At 43.6% G+C, this 14,276-nt stretch carries 10 protein-coding genes and 1 riboswitch; of the genes, 7 read left to right on the top strand and 3 right to left on the bottom strand.

Features of this window, described 5'->3' with window-relative positions:
* Position 1 precedes the first annotated feature (1 nt).
* Both MusilaSJ_RS13340 and MusilaSJ_RS13335 read left to right on the top strand, forming a co-directional pair.
* Positions 2 to 193 carry a hypothetical protein gene (locus tag MusilaSJ_RS13340; protein WP_091215242.1) on the top strand — a complete coding sequence of 64 codons (192 nt, stop codon included), beginning with the start codon at positions 2 to 4 and terminating at the stop codon, positions 191 to 193.
* A 317-nt stretch (positions 194 to 510) separates the two neighbouring features.
* Positions 511 to 575, top strand: a riboswitch (Fluoride riboswitch).
* Positions 576 to 633: 58 nt separating this feature from the next.
* Positions 634 to 2,022, top strand: a complete 1,389-nt coding sequence (locus MusilaSJ_RS13335) for a chloride channel protein (protein WP_274990388.1) — start codon at positions 634 to 636, stop codon at positions 2,020 to 2,022.
* 3 nt (positions 2,023 to 2,025) lie between these two features.
* On the opposite strand, the gene MusilaSJ_RS13330 is transcribed toward MusilaSJ_RS13335, so the two are convergent.
* Entirely contained in the window at positions 2,026 to 2,772 is a 747-nt protein-coding gene (locus tag MusilaSJ_RS13330) for a class I SAM-dependent methyltransferase (protein ID WP_274990387.1), read from the bottom strand.
* A 156-nt stretch (positions 2,773 to 2,928) separates the two neighbouring features.
* Positions 2,929 to 3,549: a polysaccharide deacetylase family protein gene (locus MusilaSJ_RS13325; RefSeq protein WP_274990386.1), complete on the bottom strand. Its 621-nt coding sequence runs from the start codon at positions 3,547 to 3,549 to the stop codon at positions 2,929 to 2,931.
* A 101-nt stretch (positions 3,550 to 3,650) separates the two neighbouring features.
* Here MusilaSJ_RS13325 and MusilaSJ_RS13320 point away from each other — a divergent pair, with 101 nt between their 5' ends.
* Together MusilaSJ_RS13320 and MusilaSJ_RS13315 are read left to right on the top strand one after the other, a co-directional pair.
* The gene (locus MusilaSJ_RS13320; RefSeq protein ID WP_274990385.1) at positions 3,651 to 5,096 is read left to right on the top strand and encodes a TolC family protein; all 1,446 of its coding nucleotides are present in this window, start codon (positions 3,651 to 3,653) and stop codon (positions 5,094 to 5,096) included.
* Positions 5,097 to 5,132: 36 nt separating this feature from the next.
* Positions 5,133 to 6,470: an efflux RND transporter periplasmic adaptor subunit gene (locus MusilaSJ_RS13315; protein WP_090530676.1), complete on the top strand. Its 1,338-nt coding sequence runs from the start codon at positions 5,133 to 5,135 to the stop codon at positions 6,468 to 6,470.
* A gap of 283 nt (positions 6,471 to 6,753) precedes the next feature.
* On the opposite strand, the gene MusilaSJ_RS13310 is transcribed toward MusilaSJ_RS13315, so the two are convergent.
* On the bottom strand, positions 6,754 to 7,314 hold the full coding sequence (locus MusilaSJ_RS13310; protein WP_274990384.1) for an RNA polymerase sigma-70 factor: 561 nt from the start codon (positions 7,312 to 7,314) through the stop codon (positions 6,754 to 6,756).
* Between the two features lie 240 nt (positions 7,315 to 7,554).
* Here MusilaSJ_RS13310 and MusilaSJ_RS13305 point away from each other — a divergent pair, with 240 nt between their 5' ends.
* The 3 genes from MusilaSJ_RS13305 (at position 7,555) to MusilaSJ_RS13295 (ending at position 14,145) form a co-directional block, all read left to right on the top strand.
* Positions 7,555 to 8,619: a FecR family protein gene (locus tag MusilaSJ_RS13305; RefSeq protein ID WP_274990383.1), complete on the top strand. Its 1,065-nt coding sequence runs from the start codon at positions 7,555 to 7,557 to the stop codon at positions 8,617 to 8,619.
* Between the two features lie 220 nt (positions 8,620 to 8,839).
* On the top strand, positions 8,840 to 12,340 hold the full coding sequence (locus MusilaSJ_RS13300; RefSeq protein ID WP_274990382.1) for a TonB-dependent receptor: 3,501 nt from the start codon (positions 8,840 to 8,842) through the stop codon (positions 12,338 to 12,340).
* 23 nt (positions 12,341 to 12,363) lie between these two features.
* Positions 12,364 to 14,145 (top strand): RagB/SusD family nutrient uptake outer membrane protein, encoded by a 1,782-nt coding sequence (locus MusilaSJ_RS13295; protein ID WP_274990381.1) that lies wholly within the window; start codon positions 12,364 to 12,366, stop codon positions 14,143 to 14,145.
* Positions 14,146 to 14,276: the final 131 nt, after the last annotated feature.

Here is a 14,276-nt window from a genome sequence, read left to right as displayed (position 1 = left end):
TATGGCAAAGCACACACTAAAAAGCGGACAACTCCTTAAGTACATCGGAAAAAAATGGAAAAACCTGCACATTGGTCATCCATTAAAATTTATGGGGTACGACGAGAATAGTTTCGCCGACATCTGGGTGGAATACCAGGGTAAATTAATGCTTCTGGCACTGAAGGATGTGGAAACACTAAGCATTGCTTAAGTAGAATAACTTGAGCCGGTTGGTTTTGCCAACCTGGAAGAATAGCCTTACTCATGCACACGTGCTAAGTAAGGCTATTTTGTTTTAATGAACTTTAAGAAGGAGGCACCTACGGAGCCAATACATGTACTTCTTTTTTCTATAAACAGGGTACTCCTACGGAGTTTTGTGTCGCTTTTTATAACTCCGTAGGAGTATCATGTTTGTAGCTTACGCAAGTGAGAAAATACCTGGCTCCATAGGTGCCTCCTGTTTATGCTTTGTTTAAAGGTAACTTACCTGTATTTTATTTTTAGCGAAAAGAAACCTATATTAGCGTCACAAAAGGAAATGGTGTCTTCCTACTTAACCGCCCTAAAAAGCTGATGGCGCCTACAGACAATTAACTCACAGGCTTTTATCCTGTGCTAATTTTTTGTGGGTACATAAATATCAGCAACATGCAAAATCAAAACCAACTTTTTTCTTCACAGCATTTCGCAATTCTTAAAAACGCCCTCCGGTGGACGGTCATTATCATTCCCATAGCTGTAGTTATTGGTAGCGCAGTGGCTTTGTTTCTGTGGTTGTTGAGTTGGGCTATTCATTTTCGGTTTGCACATAACTGGTTATTGTATTTGCTGCCGTTGGCAGGTATCGCGATATTTTTTATTTATAAACTTTTTGGTGGTCCGGCCGAAAAGGGGAATAATTTAATTATCGATGAAATCCATAACCCCGGTGGCGGGGTCCCCAAGCGTATGGCCCCATTGGTGCTGATTACTACTATAATTACTCATTTGTTTGGCGGCTCGGCCGGGCGCGAGGGAACGGCGGTGCAAATGGGCGGCAGCTTAGCTCAAATGATAGGCAAATGGCTTAAGCTTAATGAAGCTGATACCCAAACAGTGCTTACCGCGGGTATAGCGGCAGGTTTCGGTGCGGTATTTGGTACGCCGTTAACAGGCGCAGTATTTGCCATGGAGGTATTAACTATCGGCAGGGTTCAATATAATGCGCTGCTGCCCTGCCTTATTGCGGGCATTGTTGGCGATATTACGGTGGCCGCCTGGGGTGTTCATCATACGCCTTATCATATTGATATTATCCCTGTTATCCCGCATTGGTTTTCAGGCTACGTTTCAACCGATCTGTTGATGATCATCAAAACTATAGTGGCTTCTATCGCTTTTGGGTTGGTCAGTTACCTTTTTGCCAAAATGGTACATGGCATCAAAAGTTTTTTTACCAGGTATGTAAAAACACCGTGGCTGATCCCTTTTATTGGCGGGCTGATCATTATCGCGCTTACTTTTGTTAATGGCAAACCCGATTACCTAAGCTTAGGCGTAGATGCCGAACATGTTGGCGTTGTTACAATCCCTTCAGCTTTTCATGCCGGCGGCGCCGATACCTGGAGCTGGCTCTGGAAAACCATTTACACTACCGTAACCTTAGGTACAGGTTTTAAAGGCGGAGAGGTAACACCGCTGTTTTATATTGGCGCTACTTTGGGTAACACTTTATCCGGCTTACTTGATGCGCCGGTTAGCCTGTTTGCTGCTTTGGGTTTTATAGCCGTTTTCGCAGGCGCAACCAACACGCCGCTGGCTTGTACTTTTATGGGGATCGAACTTTTCGGCGGTGAACATGCTCTGTTGTTTGCCGTAGCCTGTTTCACAGCCTATCTTTTCAGCGGACATACGGGTATATATGGCTCCCAAAGAATTGGGGTTACTAAGTTAACTGGTGGGCCGGCTGATGATAAAACACTTTCGGAAGCGATGAAAAGACGCGGATATTTATACCATAAACTGGCGAAATATAGTTTCCTTAAAGCGAAGCGATAAACTTTATTTAGTAGCTGTAACTACAATATAAGGTGATAGCAATTTCGATTCTACCGGGATGATTTTGGTGAAAACCTTGCCTGCTACCCAAACCAGTTTGGTGACAGCTTTAGCAATGGCGGGCTTGTTAGCCCTGTCTTCCAGCCAAACCGAAAATTTGCCGTAATAATATGCCTCAACATTTTTTAAGCCAAGTTCCTTGCAATAGCTGGCCAGTAATGGAGGGTTCATACTATTGATGTTGTGTTTTTCGTAGTTATTAAGGTCGTAGTTGCGTTGTACCCATCCGTTAACACCGGTAAAGTTAGGCAGGGTAATAAACAGTGTGCCTCCCGGTTTAAGGAAAGAGAGGTGTTTTTCAATAATGCCTTTGGTATCGTTAAAATGTTCAATTAAGCCGCATGAAAGTACCAGGTCATATTCGGTTTCGGGTTGGTATTTGAACAGGTCGCCTTCAATAACCGCGATGTCCTGATCATTAAGCTGATTGGCATTCAGTACTTCTTTCAAAACTTTGGGATGAACATAGAAATCGAACAGCGTAGTTTTTAGCCCGAAATATTTCTTCAAAAAAATGGCAAAATAACCCGGGAAACCTCCAAGCTCAATAGCCGAAGTCGGTTTGCCGGCATCAGTAATATTTTTCAGCAGCTTATGAAAAGTATAATTAGCCGGCACATTAAAAGCCAGGTCTTTTTTTGATTCCCAATAGCCGGCCCAAAATGCTTTGTCGGTGAGTTCATTGCTCATGGATGCAAATGTATAAAAAGTAGGCAGTTTTCGGTTGGCGGTTTTCAGTTGGCGGTTTTCATTGTGCAGTAAGCAGTATTTAATAAATGGGAATGTTCAACAACTTACAATCGCCAACAGAGGACTGCCAACTGCTTCCCGAGTACTGCAACCTGCTTACTGCAAACTCTTAAAACTATACCCTTCCTTACTCCAAACCTCCAAAGCTCGCGGCAGTACATACTCCAATCGATCAAAAGCTTTGATGCTGTCATGAAATACTACCATCGATCCTGCTTCGGTATATTTAAGCACTCCTTTTAGGCAATCTTCAGGTTTAAGGGCCGCATCAAAATCGCCGCTGAGTACATCCCACATAAAAATATTCAACTGAGGCTTTATGGTTCTCAGCGCCCGGATCTGTGCCCTTTTTATCCGCCCGTATGGAGGACGAAACAACGGCGTATCCAGCAATTTATCGGCCTGTAAAAAATTATCAAGATAGGTTTGCGTGTCGGTTTTCCATCCTTTAAGGTGATTGAAGGTGTGATTGCCAATGGCATGGCCACCGGCTTTTACCTGTTCAAAAATATCGGGGTGTTTGCGTACATTGTCGCCAATACAAAAAAAGGTGGCTTTGGCATTGTATTGTTTTAAAATATTTAATACAGCCGGTGTAACAATTGGTATAGGGCCGTCGTCAAAAGTGAGATAAATGCAACGGTCAGTTGATTTTATATCCCAGGTAAGTTGGGGATAAAGCTTTTTTAGCAGCCAGGGAGTTTTAACCAGGTACATACAGATGAGGTAGTTTGTGTTTTATCCCTATTAACAACATTTAACAAAAATAAACACTGCAATGTAATGAACAGTTGCTTACCATTGTATAGAAAAACCTTATGAAACTAAAATTATTACTATCAGTTAAAGCAACGTTCATTTGCACAATTATATTTTCGGCATGCGGCTTTAATACCCGCGCACAGGAGGTAATAGGCTTGCAAAAGGCGGTAGACCTGGCCCTTGAACGAAACCTCACCATTAAACAGGCCGAATTCACAGCTGCCATTACCAACGAAGATCTTAAACAGTCGAAATATAATCAACTGCCAAATTTAGCCGTAAGCCCACAAGGCTCATTCAACTTTGGCCGTAATATCGACCCTTCAACCAACCAATTCAGTAACCAGCGTATTTTGGCGGTTAGTGGCAACTTTACCTCGCAGGTAACGCTGTTTCAGGGCGGGCAATTGCGTAATACAGTTATTCAGAACAAGATTTTGCTGGATGCCGATAAAACCAATGTTGCCAAGGTGAAAAACGATCTGATACTGAACGTGGTTACAACTTACCTGCTGGTGTTAACTAACCAGGATTTGGTAAAAGCGGCCCAGCAGCAAATTGATGTATCAAAAATAGCTTTAGACCGTGCCCAGAAAAGCTTTGACGTGGGTAATCAAACTCTTGCCGATCTGTCGCAGGCAAAAGCGCAGCTATCAACCAACGACCTTAACTATACCAATGCCGAAAATCAACTGGAGCAATCCTTATTGACCTTAAAGCAATATATGGAGATGGACCCCGGTACCGACATTAAAGTTGAAAGGCCGGATATCAGCAAGTTAAATAATGTACAAACCGTATATAACGCCCAGGAAGTTGTTAAAACCGCTCTTGCAGTAAACCCGGATGTGTTATTGGCCGAACAGCGCCAAAAAGCCGCGGCGCAGGGTGTTAAAATAGCAAGAGGCAACTATTATCCCTCAGTAGTGTTATTTGGTGCTGCCGGTTCATACTTTTCTGATGCCAAGAACACGCCTTTTGGTGTTACGCCAACCGGCAGGTTTGATACACTGGGTTTTGTTCAGGGCTCCCAGCAACCGGTTGTTACACCTAATTATCACGTGAGCTATAAAAGCAACCCATTCTTCAGGCAACTGAGCGATAATTTTAACCAATCGGTAGGGGTGAGCTTACAGATCCCTATTTTCAATAGGTTCTTGTCTCGCACAGCGGTTAGAAAAGCAAAACTGCAAAACCAAAACGCCGAAGTAACTGCGCAACTGGCGCGTAATAACCTGAGCAAAATCATTTACCAGGCAGTATGGGATTTACAGGCCGCCGATAAGCGTTATGCATCGGCAACGCAAACCTATAACGCAAATAAAGATGCGTTTAATATTATCCAGCAACGCTATACAGTAGGTTTGGTTAACTCGCTTGATTATAATACATCGCTAACCAATCTTAACAAATCGCAGTTTGATATGATTGAGGCGCAATACCAGGTGATTTTCAGAAGCAAAGTCATTGACTATTATTTAGGCAACCCTATAACACTTTAATAAAATCTTAACCGTAAAATATCCAAATTCACCGTCATGGGAAAAACTACTAAATATATTCTGATAGGTCTTGGCGCACTGATTGTCCTGCTGATCATTGCTAAGGTAACGGGCCTGATAGGTAAGCCCGCGCTAACCCAGGTAGCTACCGAAAAGGCCGAAACACGTGAAATAAACGAAACCGTATCGGCCAGCGGAAAAATTAAGCCGCATGTTGAGGTTAAGATAAGCCCCGAGGTATCGGGCGAGGTGGTTGAGCTGCCAATAAAAGAGGGTGACGTGGTTAAAAAAGGCCAGCTGCTTTGCAAGATCAGGCCCGACATTTTAAAATCTGGTTATGACCGTGCTATTGCATCATATAATACCCAAAAGGCGAGCGTAGGTAATTCAAGCCAGATGCTTAAACAAGCCGAAGCTACCTATGCTAACCAGGCCGGTATCTACAAGCGCAGTAAAGAGCTTTATGATAAAAAGGTATTGACAGTTTCGGAATTTGAAAATGCCAAAGCTGCTTATGAAGGCGCTAAAGCATCGCTTGAAGCTGCCAAACAAAATGTAGTAGGTTCGCAATATGGCCTGGCACAATCACAGGCATCGGTTAAGGAAGCACAGGATAACCTGGCGAAAACAACTATTTACTCGCCGGTTGATGGTGTGGTTTCAAAGCTATCTGTTGAAAAAGGTGAGCGTGTTTTGGGTACCCAGCAATTTGCCGGTACCGAGATCATGACTATATCTGATCTGAGCAAAATGGACGTGAATGTTGACGTGAATGAAAACGACATCAACCGTATCTCCCTTGGCGATTCATCAAAAATTGAAGTAGACGCATTTTTAGGCAAGAAATTTACCGGTGTGGTAACTGAAATAGGCAGTTCGGCAAACGTGGTGGGTACATCTGCCGACCAGGTAACAAACTTTACCGTAAAAGTGAGGATCAACGCCGATTCATATGCCGCCCTGTTAAAGAAAACAGCCGATAATCCATCACCTTTCCGTCCGGGGTTAACAGCCACTGTTGATATCAGCACTAATTCGGCCAAAGCGCTGTCGGTACCAATCCAATCGGTAACCACCCGCGAGGAAAAGAAAGAAAATAACGGTCCGCCTAAAGCTGATGAAGATAAGAGTAAACCACAAATCAGTCCGGTAGCCAAAGAATACGTATTTGTACTAAACGCAGGTAAGCTTAAACAGGTACAGGTAACTACGGGTATCCAGAACGATAGTTACATCCAGATCTTATCCGGCCTTAAAGGTGGCGAAGAAGTTGTATCAGCTCCATATTCGGCTATTTCAAAAACGCTTAGCGATGGGCAAGCTGTTCAGAAAGTAGATAAGTCAAAATTATTTAACGCTGATAATACTAAGTAATTGATATGCATATGTGCAGATTCCAAATGTACAGATGAATTAGATTTTCAGACGCCCGGCTTAGCCCGGGCTTTTTTGTGAACGGAATTTCCGATGATTAAACCCATCGTTAAAAAATGGGCGCGAGTTTAAGATGAACGGCGGTCATATCCCTGCCGTCCACGCTTGGACAGGCTCAGGCTTGATAGGCCTCTTTTTGTTATTTTACCTTCACTGTTCGCCGGTTTTCGACACCTGGGATGACCAACCTTTCGACAGCTATATATAGTAACTTACCGGCAATTTAAAAAAGCATATAACTCACATGCTTCAACACCCGGCGTAATTTTTCGAGGGCGATGCTCATCTGGCGCTCTACTGTTTTAGGGGAGATATTAAGCTGTACGGCAATTTCGCGATATTTCATATCGCTGAAACGGCTCAGTACAAAAATCTCGCGGCATTTTTCGGGAAGGGTAGCTATGGCAGCTTCTATCTGCAGGGCGAGTTCTTTTTCCTCCAGTCCGTTTTCGAGCGTATTGCGCAACTCATCAAACAGGTTGTTTTTTTCGAGGTAATTAACGTAAAGGTTTTCTATTTTCTGGCGCTTAAGGTAGTTAAGGCTTCGGTTTTGCACCATTTTAAAAAGATAGGAACTTACTAATGAGCAAAAATTGACCTCATGCCCGCGCTCCCACAGGTGGGTGAATACATCGGCGGTAATTTCTTCGGCAACGGTTAAATCGTTTACAAAACGATTGGAGAACAAAGTTAAGCGGGTATAGTATAGCCTGAACAGGGTTTCAAACGTTTTCGCGTCACCCTGTGTAAATGAGGTTATAGGTAGTTTGTTTTCCTGGATCATTAATCCCGCCTTAATTAATCCGAATACTTTTTAAAAAACTTTAACAAGTTACAGAGTTTTTCATTCTGTATCAAATTTAATATGGAAATAATGAAAAGCTAAACACAAACATTCTGTAAAAAAACAGTTACGCGTAATATGAAGGGGACGTTCAGGTTACTCGCCGAATAAAATTGAAAAATATTTCTTTTCGTTTTGAGGGTATCTGTTTTTTCGATTGTCTTAACGATAATATTACAAATGGATAACGAAGAAGTAAAACTACTGTTGGTAAAATACATAACCGGCGAAGCTACCTTGCAGGAGCTTGAGCAGGTTAAACAATGGATAAGTGCGCACCCCGAAAACGAGCAGTATTTTGTACAACTGTATGAAACCTGGCATAACATGCTTTACCTGCAGCCAGCGGTTGTAAATAAAGATAATGCCTATAATAAACTTTCGACCGGTATGGAACCAGCGGAGCCGTCGCGCTATGCAAGGCTGATCACCTGGGGCAAAGTGGCAGCGGCTATTGCTTTACTGGCAGCGGTTACGGCTACCTTATATAACAGGTATTCAAAAAATGCAGAAAGCGTAAGGCAAATAGCTGTTACCCCCGGCTCGATAAAAAAAGTTGTTTTAAGCGATGGCACACAGGTTTGGCTTAACGCGGGCAGCAAGCTTAACTATACAGCCGACTTTGGCAAAACAACCCGTACCGTTTACCTGGAAGGCGAAGCGTTTTTTGATATCGCTCCGGGTAAAAAGGAGGTCCCTTTTATTGTAAATACAAAAAACTATACCATAAGGGATATCGGTACAAAGTTTAATCTTAAGGCCTATGCCTCCGACCCGTTTTTTGAAACCACAGTAGTAAAAGGCGAGGTATCTGTAGAGGGAAATGTAGATAACAATGCGCATGAAATGAGCCGCATTTATGTAAAGCCACGGCAGGTGCTCCGGATCTATTATCACCCCACAAAAGAGAATTACAGCTACGCAACCCCCGAACCCAAAAGCCTGAACGAGATCCAGGTATCAGAAATTGACTCGGCAAAGCTTGATCGTTATGACGGCTGGAAGGAAAACCTGCTGGTATTTGATGGCGCTACCCTTAGCGAGATAGCTAAAGTGCTTGAACGAAGATATAACGTCACTATTAACATGACCGATGCCGAACTGAGCAATATCCGCTATTCGGGCAGTTTTAAAAATATCCAAAGCATCGAAAAAGTGCTGGCTATTATAAAAGCTAATACCGCTATCAATTATTCGGTAAACGGCAACACAGTAAACATTACACGAAACAACAATAATGATTAACGACTAAAAAAACAAAAAAGAAACTATGATCAAAAACTAACATTCTCTTTTACATAAAAAACCCGGATGTGCTACCAACACGCCCGGGCCTAAAGCAATCAAAGCTAATACCCTACGCTTGGGGAAGCATCGTATTAACTGATTAACAAACAAATTTATGATTAATTTTTACAGAAAGTCCGCTCTGGCCGCCGGCCCGTGGCAAAAAACGATCAAAATTATGAAGCTGGTAACCGTTCTGCTCTTAACGGGCATTATGCAAATACACGCTGCCGCTTATTCACAAAATGTTTACAACTTTAATGTGAACAATATTTCTGTTAAGCAAATGTTTAAGCAGATTGAAAAAAGCAGTAAATACACTGTTTTTTACCGGCTTGATCAGGTTGATGTTGACAGGAAAATAAATGTGGATGTGCAGGACGCGCCTATTGAAACCGTAATGCAGAAGGTGCTGCAAAAACAGCCTTTAACCTTCCAGGTGGTTGATGATATCATCATTATAAAACCTGCCGATGCAAAACCTGTTGTCACGGTAACTGTAACAGGTGTGGTTAAAGACATTAACGGGCAGCCTTTACCGGGTGTAAGTGTAAAACTCAGAGGTAGTAATTTAGGTACGGTTACCAATGTTGATGGTAAATACAGCCTTACCCTGCCCGATGGTAACGGCACACTTGAATTTGGCTTTTTAGGCTTTACCACACAGGCTATTCCGGTAAACGGACAAACCACCATTAATGTAACCCTGCTTGAAGAATCAAAAGCATTAAATGAGGTTGTTGTGGTTGGTTATACCACGCAGAAAAAGAAAGACCTTACCGGCGCCGTTGCGGTAGTTAATGTTAAAGACCTCAACAAACAGGCATCGTCATCAGTAAACTCGCAATTGCAAGGCCAGGCATCGGGCGTTACCGTTACCGGATCAGGACAACCCGGGGAAGAGCCGCAGGTACACATCAGGGGTTTTAATACTTTCGGAAATAATACTCCTTTATACGTAGTTGACGGTGTGGAAACATATGATGTAAGCACGCTGAACCCTAATGATGTTGAGACCTTCCAGGTGTTAAAAGACGCGAGTTCGGCATCAATATATGGTGCAAGGGCGGCAAACGGCGTTATCATCATCACTACCAAACGGGGTAAGGGCAAAGTAAATATTCAATATGACGCCTACTACGGTACGCAAAGGCCAAAAGGCGGCAACGTTTGGAATACCATAACGCCACAACAAATGGCCGACTTGAAACTTACCGCTAAGAAAAATTCGGGCGATAACAGCATTAAAGACGCCTTGTACAACCCAACGGGTACAGGCTCGGCTTTTACACTGCCTGATTATATTACCCCGGCAGGTGCTAAAGAAGGTGACCCATCTGTCGATCCATCAAAATACTATGTAAATCCTTTTTATACATCAGCTGCAGACCTGGGTAATTTTTACAGGATAACAAGGGCCAACAAAGCCGGTACCGACTGGTATCATGAGTTGTTTAAATCGGCCCCGATGAATAGCCACAATATATCGTTGAGCGGCAGTACTGATAACGCCAGCTATTTATTCTCGTTAAATTATTTTAACCAGCAAGGTACACTGATTGATACTTATCTTAAACGGTACACGCTGCGCTCAAATACCACCTATAATGTAACTAAACACATCAGGGTGGGTGAAAACCTGGCTTACTCTATAACCAGGCAGCCGCAGGTAAATGACGGAACATCACATTCGCAGGTTAGCACCAACGACCCGGACGGCGTTATTGCACATGCCCTGCGTGAGCAACCGATCATTCCGGTTTATGATATTAAAGGTAACTATGCAGGCAGTTACGGTACAGGCCTCGGCGACGCCAACAATCCGGTTGCCATACAGGAACGTACAAAAAACAACCAGTCAACAAGCTATCGTTTGCTTGGTAACGTATTTGCCGAAGCCGACATTATTCCCGGCCTTACCTTACGTACCAGTTTTGGCGGCGATATCATCAACAGCAACAACCATTCGTTTTCGTTCCCTACGTATGAAAACGTTGAAAACTCTTCAACCAATACTTACAGCGAAGGCTCGGACAATAGCTATACCTACAACTGGACCAACACCCTTAGCTATCAAAAAGTATTTGGTAAACACAATGTTAATATAGTGGTAGGTACCGAGGCCGTTGAAGATCACGACCGTTATGTTGGCGGCAGCATCCAGGGCTTTTATACTTTTGATCCTGATTATGTAAACCTGTCTACCGGTACTACCAATAAAAACACTTACAGCGGTAAATCTAACAACTCGTTATTTTCAGAGTTTGCCCGTTTAGATTATACTTATAACGACCGCTACCTGTTTAACGCCACTATCCGTCGCGACGGCTCATCAAAATTTCCTGTTGATCAACGTTATGGCTACTTCCCGGCATTCAGCGCAGGCTGGCGTATCTCGCAGGAAAACTTTATGAAAAATATCACCTGGCTTACCGACCTGAAGCTAAGAGGCGGCTGGGGTATTATGGGTAACCAGATCAATATGGGCAGTAAAGACGCTTACGTTACGTTCAGCAATGATATTGGCCAGTCGTATTATCCTATTGATGGTTCACTTAACCTGACCCCGGGCTTTTACCAGGACCAAACAGCCAACCCTCACGCGCTTTGGGAAAAAGATATTAACTCCAACTTTGGCTTTGATGCAACCTTATTTGGCGGCAAAATAGCCGTAACTGCCGATTACTACCGCAAAGACATTAAGGACTTGTTATTTAACGCTACCCAGTTAGGTACTGCGGGTAACGGTGCTTTCCCGGCACAAAACGTTGGTAAAATGAAAACCGATGGTCTTGACCTTTCTGTTACCGGCAACTTCAGGGCCAGCAGCGATCTGAGCTTTAATGCGACAGGTACTTTAACCACTTATAATAATAAAGTATTAAAAGTATCTGATGACAGGGATTACTTCCCTGGTTCTGCAACAAGCAGGTTTGATAACCCGATTACCCGCAGCCAGGTAGGTCATTCTTTAGGCGAGTTTTATGGCTACCAAATCATGGGCTTCTGGAATTCGCAGGCCGAAATTGACGCAGCCGACAAAGCTGTACAAACCCGCACCGGCGATCCGAATGCTTACTACCAATCAGATGTAAAGGTTGGCCGTTTCAGGTATAAAGACGTAAACGGTGATGGTGTCATTACCGATGCCGACCGTACTTTTATCGGTAATCCAAATCCTAAAGTTACTGCCGGCTTAAACCTGGGTGTAAACTATAAAAATTTTGATGCCAGTGTATTTCTTTATGGCTCATTTGGCAATAAATTATGGAACAGCGTTAAATACTGGAGAGACTTCTATGCTTCATTTGGTACAGCAAAAAGCTATACCGCACTTAATGATTCATGGACGCCAACTCATCAAAATGCAAAGGCACCCATCCAGGAACTTGACGCATCAACCAGCAGCGGCGCTACACCAAACTCATATTTTGTTGAAAACGGCACCTATGTACGTATGCGTAACGCGCAGGTTGGCTACACTTTTAACATTGCAGGGCTTAAAAAGGCGGGGATCCAAAAGCTAAGGATCTATGTATCAGCAACCAACCTGTTTACTTTAACAGGTTACAGCGGTGTTGATCCTGAACTAAGCGGCAACACCAAAGATTTTGGTATTGACGAGGGTAGCTATGCCAGCCCGCGCACCTTCATTTTCGGAGTTAATTTTTCATTATAACAGCAATATTTAAACGGATTACAATGAAAGCTAAAAAACTTATTTCCATAGCGCTTTTAAGCACCCTGTCGCTTGGCGCATGTAAAAAATCATATCTTGATAAGCCTATTAACGGCGCCCTCGAACCACAATTTCTGGAAACAGAATCAGGAGCTGATGAATTACTTGTAGGTGCCTATGCAGTGCTTGATGGTCAGCAAGGCGGTGATGCCGCAGTAGGTGGCGGCGGTGCCTGGGAAGCATCACCGGATAACTGGGTATACGGCGGTGTAGTAGGTGGTGATGCATCAAAGGGCAGTATTGCCGGCGATCAGCAACCGATAGAACCGATGATGAAATACAACGCCGATGCCAGCAACGGCTTTTTCGACAGTAAATGGCGGGCCGATTATGAGGGGGTATCACGCACCAACAATACCATTAAAATAACCAATAAGGTTACTTCCATATCAGCCTCAAATAAAACCAATATACTGGCACAGGCCCGGTTTTTAAGGGCGCACTATTACTTCGATCTGAAAAAGATGTTCAATAATGTACCTTATCTTGATGAAACAACAACCGACGTTAATCAACCTAACAACACAGATATTTGGCCAAAGATTGAAGCAGATTTCAAATACGCCTACGACAATCTGCCTAATACCCAAACCGAAGTTGGCCGTGCCAATAAATGGGCAGCCGGCGCATATTTAGGTAAAACTTACTTGTATGAGCATAAATATACCGAAGCAAAGGCTGTATTTGATGCGGTTATTGCACAGGGCGTAACTTCTGATGGTAAAAAATATGCCCTTAACGCTAAATTCAACGACAACTTCAGAACGGCTACCAATAACAGCGCCGAATCGGTTTTTGCTGTTCAGGCTGCTGCCAATACCGATCCTAACGGCCCGTCGCAGGCAAATAACGGCGATATGCTTAACTTTCCGTATGGCAATAGCAGCCCGTTTAGTTGCTGTGGTTTTTACCAGCCATCAATTGACCTTGTAAATCATTTTCGCACCAATTCAACTACGGGTTTACCATATCTTGACGATTATAACAGCCACGCTATAAAAACAGATATGGGCCTGGCATCGGCCGACGATTATACCCCGGATGCCGGCACAATTGACCCGCGCCTTGACTGGACTGCCGGTCGCCGCGGGATCCCTTATCTTGACTGGGGCTTACATCCTGGAGCCGACTGGATCCGAGATCAGCAGTACGGCGGCCCTTATTCGCCTATCAAAAATGTTTACGGCCAGGCCGAGCAGGATGTAAACGGTGATAACACCTCATGGGCCCCAGGCTCAGGGATCAATTACAACGTGATCCGTTATGCCGATGTATTGTTGATGGCTGCCGAAGTTGAAGCACAGGTTGGTAGTCTGGATAAAGCCGAAAGTTATGTAAACCTGGTGCGTAGCCGTGCAGCTAATCCCGATGGCTTTGTACACAAATACAAAGATGATGATGACCCTACGGCCGGGTTTACCACTCAGGCTGCTGCTAACTACAAAGTGAGCCCTTATCCCGGCGGTGCATTTGCCAGCAAGGATTTTGCGCTTAAAGCCATCTATTTTGAACGTAAAATTGAACTTGCCATGGAAGGGCACCGCTTTTTTGACCTTGTGCGCTGGGGCATTGCCGATACCGAGCTTAATGCTTATATAGCATATCAAAGCACGTTGACCAGTGATGTAAAAGGCGGTAAATTTATTAAAGGTAAAAGCGAATATTTCCCGATACCGCTGGTGGAGATTGACTTAAGCGCTAAAGGCGGCACACCGCAATTGAAACAAAACCCGGGTTATCACTAATTAAAGCTGAAAGCAAAATGCGCAAAGCCAAAAGCTAATAAAATAAACTGGCGTTCAGTTAGTAACAGAAAAATGCATAGAAATTATAAATAACCTGGCAACTTACCGGAAAGCATACTTTCCGGTAAGTT

The sequence above is a fragment of the Mucilaginibacter sp. SJ genome, from assembly GCF_028993635.1.
GTDB lineage: Bacteria > Bacteroidota > Bacteroidia > Sphingobacteriales > Sphingobacteriaceae > Mucilaginibacter.
The sequence above is the reverse complement of the archived record's forward strand: the minus strand, read 5'-3'. Positions and strand labels throughout refer to the sequence as shown.

Excerpts from the sequence above, each read along its gene's own strand:
- MusilaSJ_RS13320 (WP_274990385.1), top strand. The coding sequence starts at position 3,651 with ATGAAACTAAAATTATTACTATCAGTTAAAGCAACGTTCATTTGCACA.
- MusilaSJ_RS13335 (WP_274990388.1), top strand. The coding sequence starts at position 634 with ATGCAAAATCAAAACCAACTTTTTTCTTCACAGCATTTCGCAATTCTT.
- MusilaSJ_RS13340 (WP_091215242.1), top strand. The coding sequence starts at position 2 with ATGGCAAAGCACACACTAAAAAGCGGACAACTCCTTAAGTACATCGGA.
- MusilaSJ_RS13330 (WP_274990387.1), bottom strand. The coding sequence starts at position 2,772 with ATGAGCAATGAACTCACCGACAAAGCATTTTGGGCCGGCTATTGGGAA.
- MusilaSJ_RS13310 (WP_274990384.1), bottom strand. The coding sequence starts at position 7,314 with ATGATCCAGGAAAACAAACTACCTATAACCTCATTTACACAGGGTGAC.
- MusilaSJ_RS13305 (WP_274990383.1), top strand. The coding sequence starts at position 7,555 with ATGGATAACGAAGAAGTAAAACTACTGTTGGTAAAATACATAACCGGC.
- MusilaSJ_RS13325 (WP_274990386.1), bottom strand. The coding sequence starts at position 3,549 with ATGTACCTGGTTAAAACTCCCTGGCTGCTAAAAAAGCTTTATCCCCAA.
- MusilaSJ_RS13300 (WP_274990382.1), top strand. The coding sequence starts at position 8,840 with ATGAAGCTGGTAACCGTTCTGCTCTTAACGGGCATTATGCAAATACAC.
- MusilaSJ_RS13315 (WP_090530676.1), top strand. The coding sequence starts at position 5,133 with ATGGGAAAAACTACTAAATATATTCTGATAGGTCTTGGCGCACTGATT.
- MusilaSJ_RS13295 (WP_274990381.1), top strand. The coding sequence starts at position 12,364 with ATGAAAGCTAAAAAACTTATTTCCATAGCGCTTTTAAGCACCCTGTCG.